A 15491-nucleotide genomic window follows, 5' to 3' on the forward strand; every position below is an offset into this window, starting at 1 on the left:
GGCACGGCGAAAGAGTCGTGCACCGGGGAATAGTCAGCAGAGAACGCTCAGGCGGCGGGCCTCAGTTGGCAGGGCGCTGAGTCAGGTGCGTGAACGCTTCCAGGTTCCGCGTGGACTCGCCGCGGGACACCCGCCACGCGTACTCCTTGCGGATCGCGCTCGCGAAACCGAGTTCGAGCAGGGGGTTGAAGGCGCCGTCGGCGGCCTCCAGGACGACGCCGAGCAGCCGGTCCAGCTCCTCGGGCGTCACCACGGAGAGCGGCAGCTTGCCGACGAGGTAGATGTCGCCGAGCGAGTCGATCGCGTAACTCACCCCGAAGAGGCGGAGGTTGCGCTCCAGCAGCCAGCGGTGCACCGCCGCGTCGTTCTCGTCGGGGTGGCGGATGACGAAGGCGTTGAGAGACAGCGCGTGGGCGCCGACGATGAGCGAGCAGGTGGTGGCCAGCTTGCGGGTGCCGGGCAACTGGACGACGTAACTGCCGGGCGCGGGGCTCTCCCAGTCGAGTCCGGCATCCTTCAGCGTCGCCTCGATGACCTGGGCGACCTGCGTGACCTGCGGTGTCACCGCTTCCTCGGGTACGTCAGCCATGAACCGAGCGTACGCCCGTCCGGCATCGGCCCGCGTACGGCGCCCTCGGGCTCGGACGCGGCCTCATTATCGGCGCGGGCGCATCCGACACCCTCACCCGTGGTGCGTGCGCACCCGGCGCCGGTGGTCCTGCAGCGCCCCGGTGTACACGTCCGCGGTCGCCGCCGCCGCCGTGTCCCAGCCGAAACGCTGCGCGTGCGCGGCGGCAGCGCCGCCCATCCGCTCGACGAGCTCCGGCGCGGCCGCGAAACGCGCCAGCGCCTCCGCGTACGCCTCCGGGTCGTGCCCGGGGATCAGGAAGCCGCTGACCTCGTCCCGTACCGCCACCGGAAGTCCGCCCACGGCCGCCGCGACGACCGGGGTGCCGGCCGCCTGGGCCTCTATGGCGACCAGGCCGAAGGACTCGCTGTACGAGGGCATGACCAGCACGGACGCGGCCCGGAACCAGTCGGCGAGCTGGTCCTGCCCGACCGGCGGGTGGAACCGCACGACGTCCGCGATCCCCAGGCGGGCGGCCAGCTTCTGCAGCCCTTCCGGCTTGGCGAGTCCGCTGCCGCTGGGCCCCCCGACGACCGGCACGACGATCCGGGACCGCAGCGAGGGGTCCCGGTCCAGCAGGGCGGCGACAGCGCGCAGCAGCACGTCCGGGGCCTTCAGCGGCTGGATGCGGCCGGCGAAGAGCGGGATCAGGGCGTCCTGCGGCAGCCCGAGGCGCGCGCGGGCCGCGGCGCGGCCGTCGGCGGGGCGGAAGCGGTCCAGGTTGACGCCGGGGTGGACGACGGCGACGGCGCCGGGATCGGCCTCGTAGAACCGGACGAGTTCGTCCGCCTCCTCCGCGGTGTTCGCGATCAGCCGGTCACAGGCGCGCACGATCTGGGTCTCGCCGATGACGCGGGCGGCGGGCTCGGGGGCGTCGCCCTCGGCGAGCGCGGCGTTCTTGACCTTGGCCATGGTGTGCATGGCGTGGACGAGGGGAACGCCCCAGCGCTGCGCGGCGAGCCAGCCGACCTGGCCGGAGAGCCAGTAGTGGGAGTGCACCAGGTCGTAGTAGCCGGGGCGCTGACCGGCCCACGCCTGCATCACGCCGTGCGTGAAGGCGCAGAGCTGGGCGGGCAGCTCCTCCTTGGCCAGTCCCTCGTACGGCCCCGCGTCGACGTGCCGGACCAGGACGCCGGGCGCCATCTCGACGGCCGGCGGCAGCGCGCCGGCGGTGGAGCGGGTGAAGATCTCGACCTCGATGTTGATCGCGGCCAGCCGCTTGGCGAGCTCCACGATGTACACGTTCATGCCGCCCGCGTCGCCCGTCCCCGGCTGGTGCAGCGGGGAGGTGTGCACGGAGAGCATCGCGATCCTGCGCGGCCTGCGGTGGCCGCCGGGGAAGGAGCCGGTGAGGCCTGCGGGGAACCTGAGACGCGGCGCGACACGGCTGCTGCCGAGCCGGGAGACGTACTGGCTCACGTCGTCCGGTCCTCCTCGCTCAGGGTACTGGCACCGACGTCGTTCACGGCATGGCACCGAAGGGGCGCACGGTCCCTTCCGGAAAGCTGGAACAGCGGAACTCCTCCTTTCATTTCCGCTTTGCCAAATCATTACGGTACGGCTCCGGCGCGTCGCCGCGACGGCGGCCGGGCCCGGCTGAGTCGTTACGCTCTGTGTCATGCGCCCGATCGGCACCGCGACCCGCGGGACCACCAACCCGAACCGGCTGCGCCGCATGGACCGCTGGATCGCCGCCACGCACGGCCCCGCCCTGCGCCGCACCGAGGCCCCCGTGGCGGTCGACCTCGGCTACGGGGCCGCCCCCTGGACCGCCGTCGAACTGCTGGAGCGCCTGCGCACCGCCGAACCGCGCACCTCCGTGGTGGGCATCGAGATCTCCCCGGAGCGCGTCGAGGCGGCACGGCCGTACGAGCGCGAGGGCCTCACCTTCCGGCACGGGGGCTTCGAGATCCCCCTGCCGGAGCGGCCCGCCCTGATCCGGGCGGCGAACGTGCTGCGCCAGTACGACGAGGGCGAGGTCGCCGCCGTCTGGCAGCGCCTGTGCGGCCGGCTCGCGCCGGGCGGCCTGCTGGTGGAGGGCACCTGCGACGAGATCGGCCGCCGTCACGTCTGGGTGGCGCTGGGCCCGGAGGGGCCCCGCACGGTCACCTTCGCGACCCGGCTCGGCTCCCTCGGCCGCCCGTCCGACCTCGCGGAGCGGCTGCCCAAGGCGCTGATCCACCGCAACGTGCCGGGCGAGCCCGTCCACGCCTTCCTGCGCGACTTCGACCGGGCCTGGGCGGCGGCAGCGCCGTACGCCTCACTGGGTGCCCGGCAGCGCTGGATCACGGCCGTGCGGGCACTGTCGGGCGAGTGGCCGCTGACGGACGGCGTACGGCGGTGGCGCCAGGGCGAAGTGACGGTGAAATGGGCGGCACTGCGGCCTGAGCGGTAGCCCAACACGCGGGAAACAAGGTGAAACCCCCCGGCATCGGGAACGTCACCGCGGCACCGTTCGTCCCAGAACAGGGAAGGCAGGGCCGGGAGAGCGCGGGTGGGGTGCCAGGGGGCGCCGCTTCGCGAGCCTGCGGAGATGTGTCTGCCTCTGTTGCTTTTCGGTAGGGCATGGCACGATCTCGTCGGCGCCATAAGTTACTGACGGTAAATCAGATCCGTATTCGTATCCGCAGGGATCCGCTCGGAGGGGGAGCTTCGTGTACCGACGCCACTGTGCCGCTGCCGCGATCACTCTGGTCTGCGCGATGGCCGTACTGGCCTCGCCCGCCCAGGCCTTCGCGGCACCCGCGCCCCCCTCGCCCGCCGCTGACCGGCCGGAGAAGAAGAGCCTCGAAGAGGTGCGCCAGGAGATCGACGGCCTCTACCGGGCCGCCGGGTCGGCGACGGACGCGTACAACCTCGCCGAGGAGAAGGCCAAGAAGCAGTCGGGCGAGATCGTCAAGCTGGCCCAGGCCATAGTCGAGGGCCAGGCGAAGATCTCCGAGCTCAAGAGCAGGGCGGGCGCCCAGGCCCGCGAGGAGTACCGCAACGCCGGACTGCCGCCGGGCGCCCGGCTCATGCTCAGCGGCGATCCGCAGCTCTTCCTGGACGGGATCAGCCGGGCCCGCCAGGGCCAGAAGGCCACCAAGGGACTCCTGGGGGAACTGAACAGGACCCAGGAGGACTTGAAGACGTACACGCAGGACGCGAGCACCAACTGGACCAAGCTCGAAGCCAACCGCGTCAAGCAGGCCAAGGCCAAGAAGAAGATCAACGAGCAGATCGCGGCGGCCAAGAAGCTGGAGTCCCAGCTGGAGAAGAAGGAGCGCGCCCGCCTCCTCCAGCTGGAGCAGGAGGCGGAGTACAAGTCGCAGAGCGCCTGGCTCGGCTCCGGCGCGCTGAAGGAGATCAACCGCGAGGCGAGCGCGAGCGGCAAGAAGGCGGTGGCCTTCGCGACCGACCGGATCGGCCTGCCGTACGAGTGGGGTGCCGTCGGCCCCAAGTCGTACGACTGCTCCGGACTGACCTCCCGGGCCTGGGCGTCGGCCGGACGGCCGATCCCGCGCACCTCGCAGGAGCAGTGGCGGCAGCTGCCGCACATCGCGATCAAGGACATGCGCCCCGGCGACCTGATCATCTACCACAGCGACGCCAGTCACGTCGGGATGTACATCGGCGACGGCGCGATCGTGCACGCCCCGCGCCCGGGCCGCAACGTCACGCTCGCCGGGGCCGGATCGATGGAGATCCTCGGAGTCGTCCGACCGGACAAATGACCTCCGCTCCCCGCCACGCGCCGACCGGGCGTGAGCGGGGCCACTGCGGCCCGGACGCCCGGCGTGACCTTTGTCATGCCGATCCGGGCGCCTGCGGACCGCGCATCGCGCCGGATCCGTGACCTGACGCGGCTTATGCCGGTGCATATGCCGGAGGCCGGGTGCGGTGCGCCATTCCGTTCCCGTATCCCGTACCGCTATCGTCCCCGTCTGGCGGGTCGTCGATCGTCGTTCCGCCGCGCCCTCGGGGGGAGGGAAGGAAACCCGAACCGATGCCCGTACCCGTACCGCAGCAACGTGCCGTTCCCGCTGCGGAGACCAGCAACGGCACCGACCTCACCCTCCTGGTGATCGAGGACGACCCGGCGGGCACCTTCAGCGTCCCGGAGCTCTCCGCGGCGGCCGGTGCCCGGGTCCGTATCCGCGCCGCCCGCAACCTGACCGAGGCGGGCCGGCTCCTCACCGACGACGTGGACTGCATCCTGCTCGACCTGGCGCTGCCGTCCGGCACCGAGACGCGCGGCGGGCAGGACGCTGAGCCCGACGGGCTCGCCACGCTCAAGCACGTGCTCCGGATCGCGCCCCGGCACGCCGTACTCGCCCTGACAGCCGAGGACGACGCCGAGCTGGCCGCCGAGGCCGTACGGGTGGGGGCCCAGGACTACCTGTTCCGCGGCGAGCTCGACGGCAGGCTGCTCAGCCGCGCCATCCGCTACGCCGTCGAGCGCAAACGCGCCGACGTCACCCAGCACAAGCTCACCGAGTCCCGGCTGCGCGCCCAGGAGAACGCCCGCCTGGAGCGCGGCCTGCTGCCCACCCCGCTGCTCGACGGCTCCGACCTGCGCTTCGCGGCCCGCTACCGTCCCGGCCGCAGCCGGGCCCTGCTGGGCGGCGACTTCTACGACACGGTCCGCACCCCCGACGGCACGGTGCACGCGATGATCGGCGACGTCTGCGGCCACGGCCCGGACGAGGCGGCTCTCGGGGTCGAACTACGCATCGCGTGGCGGGCCTTGACCCTGGCAGGACTCTGCGGCGACGAGCTGCTCTCCACACTCCAGCAGGTCCTGGAGCACGAACGGGAGAGCGAGGAGATCTTCGCGACGCTCTGCACCGTCGACATCGCCCCCGACGGCCGCCGCGCGGGCCTGTGCCTGGCCGGCCACCCCGCACCGCTGATCGCCCGCCAGGGACGGGCCGCGCATCTGCTTCCGTACGAGGACGGCGGACCGGCACTCGGGCTGCTGCCGCGCGCCCGCTGGCCGCGCCGGCAGGTGGAGCTGGGCGGCTCCTGGAGCCTGATGATGTACACGGACGGGCTGATCGAGGGCCGCGTCGGCGCCGGCACGCAGCGCCTCGGTCAGGACGGCATGGTCGCGATGATCAATCGTCAGCTGGCCGAGGGCCTGGCCGGCGAGGACCTCCTGGAGGCGGCGGTCACGCACGTCCGCCAGCTGAACGGCGGCGAGCTGACCGACGACGTCGCGGTCCTGCTGCTCGACCGCGACCAGGACACCGCCCGCGATACCGCCCGCCACCGGGCGCAGAACGGCGACCGGGGCCGGAGCATCCCGCGCCCCCGCCCCGGACAGGTGTCACCCGCGGGTGGTCAACGCCCGCCGTTGTAGGGCCCGTACGGCCCGTCGCTGCTGGAGCCGCCACGACGGCGGCCGCCGCCCGAGACGGCCTTGAGTGCGGGCCGTACGTCCACGAAGAACACGATGGACGCGATCAGCCCGGCGATCTGCAGGAAGAGCATGGGCACCCAGAGGTTCACCACCACCGCGATGCCGAGAATGATCAGCCAGAACGACTTCTTCTGCTTCTCCGCGGCGCGATAGGCGTCGTCGCGGGCGATCGCGGCCATGACGAAGGCCACCACGGCGAGGACGGTCATGGCCGTGAAGATCAGCCCGAGGATTGAGTGGAAGCCTTCGAGCAACATGTGGTGCACCGCCTAGTGAGTGGATGAGCGCTCGCGGCCAAGGTACCGGGACAACGACCGGACACGTCGAAAAGTGCCCGCCCGCCACCCCGGCACACCTGCCGGGTCAACGCGGCGCTACTTGGCGGTCGGCGGCGTGGTCTTCTTGACGACGGGCTTGCGCACGGGCGCCTTCTTGGCCGCCGCGGGCACCGGCTTGGCCTCGGCCTTGACGGGCTTGGGCGCGGGCTTGGCGGCGGGCGCGGGCTTGGCGGCCACCGGCTTGGCGGCGGGCTTCGGCGCGGCCTTCGCCGTCTCCGGCTTCGACTCCTTGCGCGGCTCGACGACGACGGCGATCTCGACGATCTCCTCGGCGGTCTCGCCACGCCACGTCCGCACGGTCTGCTCGCCACGCTCGGCGACCTTCTCGTACGTCTCCCGAGCCCGGACCGCGTACTCCGCGGCCACACCGACGCTGCGCAGCGCCAGGTCCTGGGCGCTCTCGCCCAGCTTCTTCAGGTCGGTGTCGAAGGCCCCGATCACCTCGGTGACCTTGGCGGAGAGGGTGGCCTGCGCCTCCTTGGCCTGCCCGGCCACCTTCTCCTGCACGGCCTTGGGGTCGGTGTTGCGCACCGCGTCGATGCGCTCCGGCGCCTCCGCCCGCAGCTGCTCGATCAGGGCCGGAACCTTCCGGGCCTGCTGCACGGCGAGGTCGGCGGTGCCGGCGGCGAAGTAGAGGGGGGTCGGGTCGGTGAGGGTCTTACGCAGGTCATCGGTGATGGCCATGACTGTGGTCCTCCCGGATCATCAGAATCAGTGTGAGGGTTTTGAAGGCTTTGAACCTGTATCGGCAGCACTGCCGTCGGCACTGAAGGGCGCATCCGCACCGGATTCACGCCCCTCCTCGGCGTCGGGGTCCACGGGCTCGTCCTCGAACCCGTTCTCCTTGCGGAAGGAGGCGTAGATCTGCAGCAGCACGCTCTTCTGCCGCTCGTTGATCGACGGGTCGGCCAGAATCACCGCCCGCGTCTCCAGCTCCTCCCGCTCCCGCTCGTCCAGGATCCCGGCCCGTACGTACAGGGTCTCGGCGGAGATCCGCAGCGCCTTGGCGACCTGCTGGAGGACCTCGGCGCTGGGCTTGCGCAGCCCGCGCTCGATCTGGCTGAGGTAGGGATTGGACACCCCGGCGGCATCGGCGAGCTGCCGCAGCGAGAGCTGCGCGGTACGGCGCTGCTCGCGCAGGTACTCGCCGAGATTGCCGACGTTGAGTGAGGCCATACCCCGATACTGGACCCGCGCTGCTAACTTTTGCAAGCAGATGCTTGCAAAAGTGTTCCGCACCACTCGGACGGGCCATTGTGACTCGTCACGCCAACTATCGTGTCGGCACGCCAACTGTCGCCCATCGCCCTGCCTCGCCACGAAGGCGTCACGGAGGCACCCGGGTGACCTGCCATCGGCAGCGCAGTTCACAACATTTCTTTTGAAACAACTGTTGTAGGTCTAGTCTCTGCGCCTATGACCTCTTCGTCTGCGCCACCCGACGAGCCCTCCATGGAACGGGACATCCAGCTCGACACCGCCAGGTTGCGCGTGCTCGCCCACCCGTTGCGCTTGAACGTGCTGGCCCTGCTGCGCCAGCGTGGTCCGTCCACAGCGACTCGGATCTCCGATGAGCTCGGCATCAACCCCGGTTCGGCGAGCTACCACCTGCGTCGCCTCGCGACGGGCGGGCTCATCGTGGAAGCGCCGGACCGCGGCACGGGACGCGAACGATGGTGGAAGTCCGCGCACCGTCAATCGATCCACGACCCGGCCACCGAGCCCATGGAACAACGCGAAGCCGGACGCGCCTATGCGCATGCCGTCGTGCTCGCATGCATCGATCGCCTGCAGAAGGCCGCCCAGGAGGTGCCGCTGCTTCCGGCAGAGTGGTACGAGGCCAGTGTGTACAGCGACTTCGCTCTGTGGCTGACTCCGGAGGACATCGACCGGATCCGGGCCGAGATCTTCGAGGTGATCTCCCGCTATCGGCGTAGTGAGGCCGAAGCGCCGCAAGAGGCCTCCCCGGTGTCGCTGCAGGTACAGGCATTTCCCGTGCCCGGCACCGTGGATCTTGACGCGGGTGACGTATGACCTCATACGAAATAGCGGCACCCGGACTGCCCGCGTACCGGGATATCAACGTCGTACGCTGGCTCGCCGCCTACACCGCCTCCGTCACCGGCGACGTGGTGTACTTCCTCGCCCTCTCCTGGTCCGCCACCCGTGCTGCGGGGCCGTCGCAGGTTGGTCTCGTGATCGCCTCCGGGGCGTTACCTCGTGCGGTGCTCATGCTCGGCGGAGGCGTAGTGGCCGATCGGTTCGGGCCGCGCCGGGTTGCCGTCGCCAGCGACGCGACCCGCTGCGTCGTGATTCTCGCCGCCGCAGCGGCTGTGCTGCTGATCTCGCCGAATCTTTGGCTACTCATTCCGGTGGCCTTGGTGTTCGGCGTGGTCGACGCGGTGTTCATGCCGGCAGTGGGCGCACTTCCACCGCGCATCACAGCCCCGGAACAACTCGCCCGCGTCCAGGGGATGCGCGGCCTCTCGATCCGGCTGAGCAATGCTGTGGGCCCTCTCCTGGCAGGAGTCGTGCTCGCGGTGGGCGGCGCTGCGGGCGCGTTCGCAGCCGCCGGTGCGCTGTTCGCCATCTCGCTCGCCCTCCTGCTCACCGTGAGAGTTTCGCCTCTGCCGTCGGTACGCCAAGGCGCCTCTGCCCGAAGCGAGTTGCGCGATGGGCTGCGCTATATCCGCCGCCATCAGATGCTCGCGCCACTGGTCATAGTGATCGGTCTGAGCGAGATGTGCTTCAGCGGTCCGGTCGCCGCCGGTCTGGTGCTCTTGGCAGACGAACGCGGATGGGGTGCCGCGGGCATGGGGTGGATCGCGAGCGCATTCAGCGTCGGAGCCGCGGCCGCCGCGCTGCTGCTCACGGCGTGGGCTCGCATCCCACGCGCTGGGCTGGCGATGTCCGGCGCGTTGTTCATCACGGCCGTTGGGGCAGCCGCCTTGGGGCACGCGCGATCTCTGCCATTAGCCGTCGCGTTCGGCACGTTGATCGGGCTGACCAACGGGATCACCGCGACGGTGACCGGTGCCCTGATCCAGACGGAGACCGACCCTCGATATCTGGGCCGGGTCACCTCGGTCACGACTCTGTGTGCACTGGGCCTCGCCCCGATTCTCTTCCCCGTCGTCGGCGTCACAGTGGCCGTATGGGGCGCCGCTATGTTCTTCACCGTGTGCGGTGGAATCTGCTTGTTGGCCGCGGTGTTCGGTATCTCTGTCTCAGTGTTGCGTCGTGCCGAGCTCCGAGAGCCTGATCCGGCAGCGGCGCCAGAGCGGTGACCACACTCTGTGCCCTGCCTAGTCAGTTATTGGTCCTTGACTGCCACTCTCAGCGCTGGGGATATCCATGCTGGGCGACGCATATAGGCACTGAGGGCGAGGTTGGTCCGCCTCAGTCGGGTGACGATCGGGGCCAGCTGTGTACGGGCTTCAGCAGGATCGGCGGCCTCAAGAAGGCGGGCCGCGGCACCGAGTACGGCCCCCGTCGTGAACGAGTCGGTGGGCGGGGCGCTGTACGGACGGGAGCTGTGGCGTTTACCTGCTGCGCTCATCATGGGCAGGGCCCGGGCGTGCCGGTGGTCGAATTCGCGGTCGAGCGCGGCAGCAAGTTGCGGTGTACCGGTGTATTCGCGGGCGACAGGCCAGGTGAGGAAGACCATCGCCGCCATGGCCCGCAGATCGGCGAAGTAGTGAGCAACGGGCACCAACGTTCCAGCACCTCCCGTGTGTTCGGGACCAGCAGGGTCCAGCAGGGCCGTGAAGTGCTGCTGGAGGCGGAGGAGCGCGGCGAGGGTCTCAGCGTCCTGGACGATGGCTGGCGAGATAGCGCTTGTGAGATCGGCTCCGCAGGCCGCAGGACGGTTGTCGGCAGCTGGCCCGGCGGGTGACCGGCGCTGTCGTGGGTGCAAGGTTCCGTCGTGGAGGCGGGGTATCGCACTGTGGGTGCGCACGAAGTGGATCGGTTGGTCGCATGCGTGGCACTGGTGGTCCAGGAGCCGTTGGTGTTCCGCACAGGCGAAGACCACGGGGAGGCGCCAGTTGCGCTTCCATGGTCCGCCGAGGAGGTTCTGGATCGTGGCGCCGTTGCCGGTCAGGCACGCCGGGCAGCAGCGGGTGGAGCGGGTGAGGATCCACGGTTGTTGTAGACGATCCGAGCAGGCTTTGTCCGGTCATGGAAGCTCGGGTTGAGGGGCCCGTAGCGGTCGCCGAGCGGGGCGAGGAGGAGTCCGGCGGCTTCGGCGGGGGAAAGCCGGGTGGTCTGGGCGAAGGCTCGCAAGCGCTCCTCGTCGAGGTGGTACAGCGTACTGAGCGGCAGCCGTGTGGGCCGTCGGCCCGACGGGTTGGGCGCGAGGCCGGTGCGGGCGGCGATCTCGTCCGGTGAGGAGCAGGCAGTTCACACCCGACCTCTTCCGACCGCTGCCACGACCACTCGCTCCGTTCCCTCAAGAGACTCTGGCATCCTTCCGGCGCCGGCTGGCCATCGCCAACCGGGCTCCCGAGGAATGGCTGAGGGCGCCGTCGCGATGGATCGCGCGGGACACGGCAGACCCGTTGGAGATCCAGCGCCGCCTTGCTCTGCAATCCGGCCAACCACCGGAGCTGCTTTGGCAAAGGCTCCCCGAACTGCGGTGGCATAGCGGGCACGAGATCTTAACCGAGCCGGGAGTCATCTGCTTCGAACAGCGCTGGGCATGTCGCCGATGCGCTGCCACCCATACCACTACGACTCCCATCAAGATCTGGGCACACCGCCACTTGGACATCTGCCTTCGCCACAAGATCTGGAACGGGACGTACGCGCATATCCCCCAGCAGCAGATCGACCTCGTCCAGCTTCCGGGAACCGGCCGCGCCTTCCGCCAATATCTTCGGCTCCTGCGGTGGTTTCTGGAAGAACCTCGCAGGTCACTACTACACGCTTGTCGGCGACGAGCATCCCGCACGATTGCTGATCAACTCCGGATCACGTTCGGATTGGGGGCCCATGCTCTACGCGATGGCCTACCCCTCAGTCATCATCATGATCTCGATGATGATGACGCCACGCTGGCGGTCCGTTCTCGAAGGCATTGCCTTCCCTCGCAACGTCGAGATCTTCATGAGTGAATTTCAGCGGCGGATCCCTCCGGACGACCTTCTGATCGCCGTCCCCAACGACGGGATCCACCGCATCTCTTATGCCACCGTCAACGTCAGTTATCGCTTCGATCAACTGCTACAACGAGAAGCTGCCCACAGCCGTGGAACAAGACAACTTCACCTGGTCACTTAGCGGTTGAGTTGGATGATCCGACGCCCCGGAAGCCCATGACGGTTCTGCTGTCAGCAGACCGGCCGGATGCCAGACGGTGGCCTGCGAGGATGGCCGCATGGGGAAGAACATGGCGGTGCGTCGACTCGATCTCGGCTACTTCGTCCGGCCTGCCTCAGAAACATGCGGCCCGCAACCACGAGTCGAGCCCGTCCTTGCCTACCTGGTGCAACACGACAACGGGCTGATCCTCTTCGATACCGGCATCGGGGACGCAGACCCGGAAACCGAAGCACACTATCGACCCCGCCGCCGTGGGCTACGGGACGCCCTCTCAGCGTCCGGAGTCACCATTGAAGACATTTCCATGGTCGTAAACTGTCACCTGCACTTCGACCACATCGGCGGCAATCCCCTTCTGGGCGGCAAGCCCATCCTGGTTCAGGACGTCGAACTGGCTGCTGCCCGCCGGGGCAACTACACCTTCGATGCGCTGCTCGATTTCCCCGGCGCAACCTATGAGGAAGTCGCCGGTGAAACTGAGGTCTGGCCAGGACTCTGGATCATTCCTACGCCTGGGCACACCCAAGGACACCAGTCGCTGGTCCTCCGACAAGGCGACGGCACAGTAGTGCTCGCCGGCCAGGCACACGACTTCGCTTCCCACTTCGCGTCCGAGCAACTGGCCCGCCGCGCGACGCTTGACGGCGTGGAGCAGCCGCTTCCTCCCTATCAGCACTGGCTGGATCGACTCGCCGACTTCGACCCACGACGTGTGCTCTTCGCCCACGACTGCTCGGTCTGGGAACCGCCGCAGGCCGATGGACGCTGAACCCGACCCTCCGGCACCTGGCTTCGTTCACTTCCATTGATGGCACCTCTGTCCGCTGGCGGTCGCCAACGTGTCAGCAGGTGGCGACCGCCAAGCTGACGACGTAGTGCTCCTCGACCATCCTGTTCGGGAAGACATCAGCCAGGAGGTTGAGGTTCCCCCGGTGTGCGGGAGATGCTGATCAGCTGGTCAGAACGGGTTGATGGATGTTCAGGTTCGCTTGATCGGCCGCCGCTCGGTAGGCGTAGTGCTTCTCCTCGAACTCGATGGGGCTGAGGTAGCCGAGCCGCTTCTGGATCCGCCGGCTGTTATAGAACCCATCGACGTACTCGAAGAGCGCCAGGTTCGCCTCGGCCCTCGTGGCGAAGACGCGGCCGCGGACGCATTCAGTCTTGATCAGCATCCACAAGTTCTCGGCGAGAGCGTTACCGTACGAATCCCCGACCGAGCCCATGGAAGCCTCAATTCCTGCCCGCATCAGGCGTGTTGTGAGCTTCACGGACGTGTATTGACAGCCTTGGTCGGCGTGGTGGATCAGTCGGCCGGGCTCTACGTCCCGGCTGGCCAGCGCGTACTCAAGGCAGGACAGGACCAAGTCGGCGTCCGCGCGGGCGAAGGTCTCCCAGGCCACCACCCGGCGCGAGAAAGCATCCCGGATCGCCGAGAGCCACAGCGGATCCTCAATCGTGGTGATCATGGTGAGGTCGGTGACCCACAGCCGGTTCGGCTCGGGCGCGGTGAAGTCCCGCATCACCAGGTCCGGGGCCAGGGTGGCCTTGGGGTCCCGGCGTGTGAAGCTGCTGCGGCGTGGGCTGAGGCCCGCGAGATCGGCCTCGCGCATCAATCGCTCGACGCGTTCGCGGCCCACGTGGACGCCCTCGCGCTTGAGGACGGCGTGCACGCGCGGGGAGCCGTAGATCCCGCCGGAATCGGTGTGGATCTCGCGGGTCCTGTCGGTGAGTTCGATGTCTTTGCGGACCCGTTCGCACGGTTGCTTCTCGGCGCGGCGCCAGCGGTAGTAGGTGGAGGAGGCAATGTGCAGTTCCCGGAGCGTGGGCTCGACGTCCAGATGCGGGTGCTCGGTGAAGAGCGCCGTCACCTGGGCCGGGTCGGGTCGAGCTGGGCCGCGAAAAAAGCCGAGGCCGTCCGCAGGATCTCGTTCGCCCGCTTGAGCTGGGCGTTCTCCTTGCGCAGGGCCGCGAGTTCCTCGCGCTCGGCGGTAGTCGGCCGGTCGTCACGCTCGCCTACAGCGGCCTCGGCCTCGGCCTGGCGGATCCAGCCGCGCAGGGCCTCGGGATGCACCCCGAGATCGGTTGCCAGCCGCTTGATCTGCGGCTTCGGATCGGTGGAGCGGTACATCCCCACCGCGCGATCACGCAACTCCTGCGGGTATTTCCTCGGTGCAGCCATTGGCCAGAGTTCCTCTCATGAGATCCATCTGACCCGCTGTCACCACCCACCGCATCTCGGGGGAGCCTCACCCAGACGAGACGAGGCACCGCAGGTCACGGCCGCGCATTGCCCACACTTGTCCGAGACAGGAAACTCGTCACGCGTGGTGTCCGTTCTCAGTAGATGTGGCGAGTCGGTGGACCGTACAGGCCGGCCGGCTCCGCCGGGACTCCGCCAAGTCGTTCGCCCGAACCACTGGGGGCCGACGCGCGGACCGGTTGGGGACCGGGGCTTTACGCGATGGCATGTCCCGGCATGGTCGCCGCCATGTCCCTCACGGTGATGCCCTCCTGGCGCTCGGTCGTAGCCGACAGTGGTCACCCCGATGACATCGGCCGAGTCCTCGCGGAGTTCCAACGCCGCCTGCCCGTCGGCACTCCTCCCCTGGCCGGTCCCGCCCTCGTCGGCCTCGGTCAGGAGTGCGCCACGGTAATGCGCCGCATCGACCGCTGCACGGAAGAGGAGTCAGCTCCCCGATAGTTGACCTTCACCTTGGGGGAAGCCACAGCATCGGTGGGGCCGGGCGATGTGCTCGGCATGAGGAGGAACAAGCATGGGGTTGCTGACCATCGGGACGTTCGCGAGGGCGTCCCGCCTGTCGCCGAAGGCGCTGCGTCTCTATGACGAGCTCGGACTGCTGACCCCCGCTCGCGTCGACCCGGTGAGCGGCTATCGCCTCTACGCACCGGAACAACTGGACCAGGCCCGGCTGGTCGCCTGGCTCCGGCGCCTGGGGATGCCCCTGGCCCGCATCCAGCACGTCAACACGCTGGAATCAGCTGCGGCGCCCCAGGAGATCCGCGCGTGACGGAGAGCTGTTCCAGATCACCCACGATCACACCATGGTGCAATCGATGGTCGACGAAGGACGTCTCACCCCGGAGGAAGCCGCCTCCCACCCCCAGCGGGCGCTGCTGATACGAGCCCTGGGCCAGGGAGCCGATGCCACCCACGACATGCGCCTTCACGACGCTCAGCGGGGAGACCGATACCTGCTCTGCTCCGACGGCCTGTCGACCGTCGTGCAGACCGAAGAAATCCGGCGGGTGCTCTCCGAGATCAGCGAGCCCGAGCAGGCCGTCCACGAACTCATCGCCCTCGCCAATGGCTGCGGCAGCCCCGACAACGTCAGCTGCGTGGTCGCCGACGTCATGGAGCTCCAGCAGTAGGAGCGAGCGGCATGCACTTCGAGTTGCACCAGAAAGGTGCTGGTCATGCCGCAGATGTCGAAGGTCGAGCTGTACGCGGCCATCCGGCATGACCATCGCGGCGGCATGTCGATGCGGGAGCTTGAGCGCAAGCACGGCGTGACGTGGCGGACGGCGCGGAAGGCGCTGGACTCGTCCTGGCCGGAGCCTCGTAAGAAGCCGCCTCCCCGAGCCGCCACGCTGGACCCGTACAAGGCGGTGATCGACGAGACCCTCCGGGCTGATCTGGACGTGTCCCGTCTCATTTGATCTTGCCTATGGGCGAGGCCGTGACCAGGGACGATGCAAGAGCCGGTGAGACGGGGCGTTGACGGGTTCTCACCTCGTGTTGTCCCGCTGCAGCAAATCTCCGGGGACGTATCACTTGATGTTG

General features: G+C 68.8%; 17 protein-coding genes and 2 pseudogenes. 10 read left to right on the plus strand and 9 right to left on the minus strand.

Annotation, left to right across the window (positions count from 1 at the left end; genetic code table 11):
• Positions 1 to 61 precede the first annotated feature (61 nt).
• Together ACIBJG_RS23030 and mshA are read right to left on the minus strand one after the other, a co-directional pair.
• Entirely contained in the window at positions 62 to 589 is a 528-nt protein-coding gene (locus tag ACIBJG_RS23030; protein ID WP_399309954.1) for a YbjN domain-containing protein, read from the minus strand.
• A gap of 93 nt (positions 590 to 682) precedes the next feature.
• A complete protein-coding gene (gene mshA, locus ACIBJG_RS23035) occupies positions 683 to 2047 on the minus strand; it encodes a D-inositol-3-phosphate glycosyltransferase (protein ID WP_399309956.1) in 1365 nt (454 codons plus the stop codon).
• A gap of 199 nt (positions 2048 to 2246) precedes the next feature.
• On the opposite strand from mshA, the gene ACIBJG_RS23040 reads away from it, so the two are divergent.
• The 3 genes from ACIBJG_RS23040 (at position 2247) to ACIBJG_RS23050 (ending at position 5969) form a co-directional block, all read left to right on the plus strand.
• Positions 2247 to 3023 (plus strand): class I SAM-dependent methyltransferase, encoded by a 777-nt coding sequence (locus tag ACIBJG_RS23040; RefSeq protein WP_399309958.1) that lies wholly within the window; start codon positions 2247 to 2249, stop codon positions 3021 to 3023.
• Positions 3024 to 3282: 259 nt separating this feature from the next.
• Complete coding sequence (locus tag ACIBJG_RS23045) at positions 3283 to 4341, plus strand: NlpC/P60 family protein (protein ID WP_399309959.1); 1059 nt, start codon at positions 3283 to 3285, stop codon at positions 4339 to 4341.
• 272 nt (positions 4342 to 4613) lie between these two features.
• The gene (locus tag ACIBJG_RS23050) at positions 4614 to 5969 is read left to right on the plus strand and encodes a PP2C family protein-serine/threonine phosphatase (RefSeq protein ID WP_399309960.1); all 1356 of its coding nucleotides are present in this window, start codon (positions 4614 to 4616) and stop codon (positions 5967 to 5969) included.
• Here ACIBJG_RS23050 and ACIBJG_RS23055 read toward each other — a convergent pair.
• The 3 genes from ACIBJG_RS23055 to ACIBJG_RS23065 all read right to left on the minus strand — a co-directional run bounded on the left by ACIBJG_RS23055 (position 5951) and on the right by ACIBJG_RS23065 (position 7543).
• Complete coding sequence (locus tag ACIBJG_RS23055; protein WP_399309961.1) at positions 5951 to 6286, minus strand: DUF2516 family protein; 336 nt, start codon at positions 6284 to 6286, stop codon at positions 5951 to 5953. The two genes, ACIBJG_RS23050 and ACIBJG_RS23055, sit on opposite strands and share 19 nt — an antisense overlap.
• Before the next feature lie 117 nt (positions 6287 to 6403).
• Positions 6404 to 7051, minus strand: coding sequence for a hypothetical protein (locus ACIBJG_RS23060; protein ID WP_399309962.1), 648 nt, complete (start codon positions 7049 to 7051; stop codon positions 6404 to 6406).
• A 27-nt stretch (positions 7052 to 7078) separates the two neighbouring features.
• Entirely contained in the window at positions 7079 to 7543 is a 465-nt protein-coding gene (locus ACIBJG_RS23065; protein ID WP_399309964.1) for a helix-turn-helix domain-containing protein, read from the minus strand.
• Between the two features lie 240 nt (positions 7544 to 7783).
• Here ACIBJG_RS23065 and ACIBJG_RS23070 point away from each other — a divergent pair, with 240 nt between their 5' ends.
• Together ACIBJG_RS23070 and ACIBJG_RS23075 are read left to right on the plus strand one after the other, a co-directional pair.
• The gene (locus ACIBJG_RS23070; protein WP_399309966.1) at positions 7784 to 8401 is read left to right on the plus strand and encodes an ArsR/SmtB family transcription factor; all 618 of its coding nucleotides are present in this window, start codon (positions 7784 to 7786) and stop codon (positions 8399 to 8401) included.
• On the plus strand, positions 8398 to 9654 hold the full coding sequence (locus ACIBJG_RS23075) for an MFS transporter (protein ID WP_399309968.1): 1257 nt from the start codon (positions 8398 to 8400) through the stop codon (positions 9652 to 9654). Before ACIBJG_RS23070 ends, ACIBJG_RS23075 begins: the two co-directional genes overlap by 4 nt.
• A gap of 26 nt (positions 9655 to 9680) precedes the next feature.
• On the opposite strand, the gene ACIBJG_RS23080 is transcribed toward ACIBJG_RS23075, so the two are convergent.
• Both ACIBJG_RS23080 and ACIBJG_RS23085 read right to left on the minus strand, forming a co-directional pair.
• Positions 9681 to 10079 carry a hypothetical protein gene (locus ACIBJG_RS23080; protein ID WP_399309970.1) on the minus strand — a complete coding sequence of 133 codons (399 nt, stop codon included), beginning with the start codon at positions 10077 to 10079 and terminating at the stop codon, positions 9681 to 9683.
• Between the two features lie 297 nt (positions 10080 to 10376).
• Positions 10377 to 10514 (minus strand): annotated as a pseudogene (locus ACIBJG_RS23085) (TniQ family protein); the annotation flags it as partial.
• An 845-nt stretch (positions 10515 to 11359) separates the two neighbouring features.
• Here ACIBJG_RS23085 and ACIBJG_RS23090 point away from each other — a divergent pair.
• The gene (locus tag ACIBJG_RS23090) at positions 11360 to 11647 is read left to right on the plus strand and encodes a hypothetical protein (RefSeq protein ID WP_399309971.1); all 288 of its coding nucleotides are present in this window, start codon (positions 11360 to 11362) and stop codon (positions 11645 to 11647) included.
• Between the two features lie 97 nt (positions 11648 to 11744).
• Positions 11745 to 12458, plus strand: coding sequence for an N-acyl homoserine lactonase family protein (locus tag ACIBJG_RS23095; RefSeq protein ID WP_399309973.1), 714 nt, complete (start codon positions 11745 to 11747; stop codon positions 12456 to 12458).
• Between the two features lie 181 nt (positions 12459 to 12639).
• On the opposite strand, the gene ACIBJG_RS23100 is transcribed toward ACIBJG_RS23095, so the two are convergent.
• Together ACIBJG_RS23100 and ACIBJG_RS23105 are read right to left on the minus strand one after the other, a co-directional pair.
• Positions 12640 to 13557, minus strand: a complete 918-nt coding sequence (locus tag ACIBJG_RS23100; RefSeq protein ID WP_399309975.1) for an IS3 family transposase — start codon at positions 13555 to 13557, stop codon at positions 12640 to 12642.
• Positions 13554 to 13868 (minus strand): transposase, encoded by a 315-nt coding sequence (locus ACIBJG_RS23105; RefSeq protein ID WP_399309977.1) that lies wholly within the window; start codon positions 13866 to 13868, stop codon positions 13554 to 13556. The genes ACIBJG_RS23100 and ACIBJG_RS23105 overlap by 4 nt, the downstream gene beginning before the upstream one ends.
• 309 nt (positions 13869 to 14177) lie before the next feature.
• On the opposite strand from ACIBJG_RS23105, the gene ACIBJG_RS23110 reads away from it, so the two are divergent.
• From ACIBJG_RS23110 to ACIBJG_RS23120, 3 genes and pseudogenes are all read left to right on the plus strand, one after another.
• A complete protein-coding gene (locus tag ACIBJG_RS23110; protein WP_399309978.1) occupies positions 14178 to 14390 on the plus strand; it encodes a hypothetical protein in 213 nt (70 codons plus the stop codon).
• Positions 14391 to 14463: 73 nt separating this feature from the next.
• Positions 14464 to 15079 (plus strand): annotated as a pseudogene (locus tag ACIBJG_RS23115) (MerR family transcriptional regulator).
• Between the two features lie 45 nt (positions 15080 to 15124).
• Positions 15125 to 15367, plus strand: a complete 243-nt coding sequence (locus tag ACIBJG_RS23120) for a hypothetical protein (protein WP_399309980.1) — start codon at positions 15125 to 15127, stop codon at positions 15365 to 15367.
• Positions 15368 to 15491 lie beyond the last annotated feature (124 nt).

Origin of the sequence: Streptomyces sp. NPDC050422, from assembly GCF_044458665.1 — a bacterium.
Lineage (GTDB): Bacteria > Actinomycetota > Actinomycetes > Streptomycetales > Streptomycetaceae > Streptomyces.

Bases quoted from the DNA above. Each gene is read 5' to 3' on its own strand.
- ACIBJG_RS23090 (WP_399309971.1), top strand. From the start codon at position 11,360: ATGCTCTACGCGATGGCCTACCCCTCAGTCATCATCATGATCTCGATG.
- ACIBJG_RS23065 (WP_399309964.1), bottom strand. From the start codon at position 7,543: ATGGCCTCACTCAACGTCGGCAATCTCGGCGAGTACCTGCGCGAGCAG.
- ACIBJG_RS23050 (WP_399309960.1), top strand. From the start codon at position 4,614: ATGCCCGTACCCGTACCGCAGCAACGTGCCGTTCCCGCTGCGGAGACC.
- ACIBJG_RS23030 (WP_399309954.1), bottom strand. From the start codon at position 589: ATGGCTGACGTACCCGAGGAAGCGGTGACACCGCAGGTCACGCAGGTC.
- ACIBJG_RS23110 (WP_399309978.1), top strand. From the start codon at position 14,178: ATGTCCCTCACGGTGATGCCCTCCTGGCGCTCGGTCGTAGCCGACAGT.
- ACIBJG_RS23070 (WP_399309966.1), top strand. From the start codon at position 7,784: ATGACCTCTTCGTCTGCGCCACCCGACGAGCCCTCCATGGAACGGGAC.
- ACIBJG_RS23075 (WP_399309968.1), top strand. From the start codon at position 8,398: ATGACCTCATACGAAATAGCGGCACCCGGACTGCCCGCGTACCGGGAT.
- ACIBJG_RS23095 (WP_399309973.1), top strand. From the start codon at position 11,745: ATGGGGAAGAACATGGCGGTGCGTCGACTCGATCTCGGCTACTTCGTC.
- ACIBJG_RS23120 (WP_399309980.1), top strand. From the start codon at position 15,125: ATGCCGCAGATGTCGAAGGTCGAGCTGTACGCGGCCATCCGGCATGAC.
- ACIBJG_RS23060 (WP_399309962.1), bottom strand. From the start codon at position 7,051: ATGGCCATCACCGATGACCTGCGTAAGACCCTCACCGACCCGACCCCC.
- ACIBJG_RS23055 (WP_399309961.1), bottom strand. From the start codon at position 6,286: ATGTTGCTCGAAGGCTTCCACTCAATCCTCGGGCTGATCTTCACGGCC.
- ACIBJG_RS23105 (WP_399309977.1), bottom strand. From the start codon at position 13,868: ATGGCTGCACCGAGGAAATACCCGCAGGAGTTGCGTGATCGCGCGGTG.
- ACIBJG_RS23040 (WP_399309958.1), top strand. From the start codon at position 2,247: ATGCGCCCGATCGGCACCGCGACCCGCGGGACCACCAACCCGAACCGG.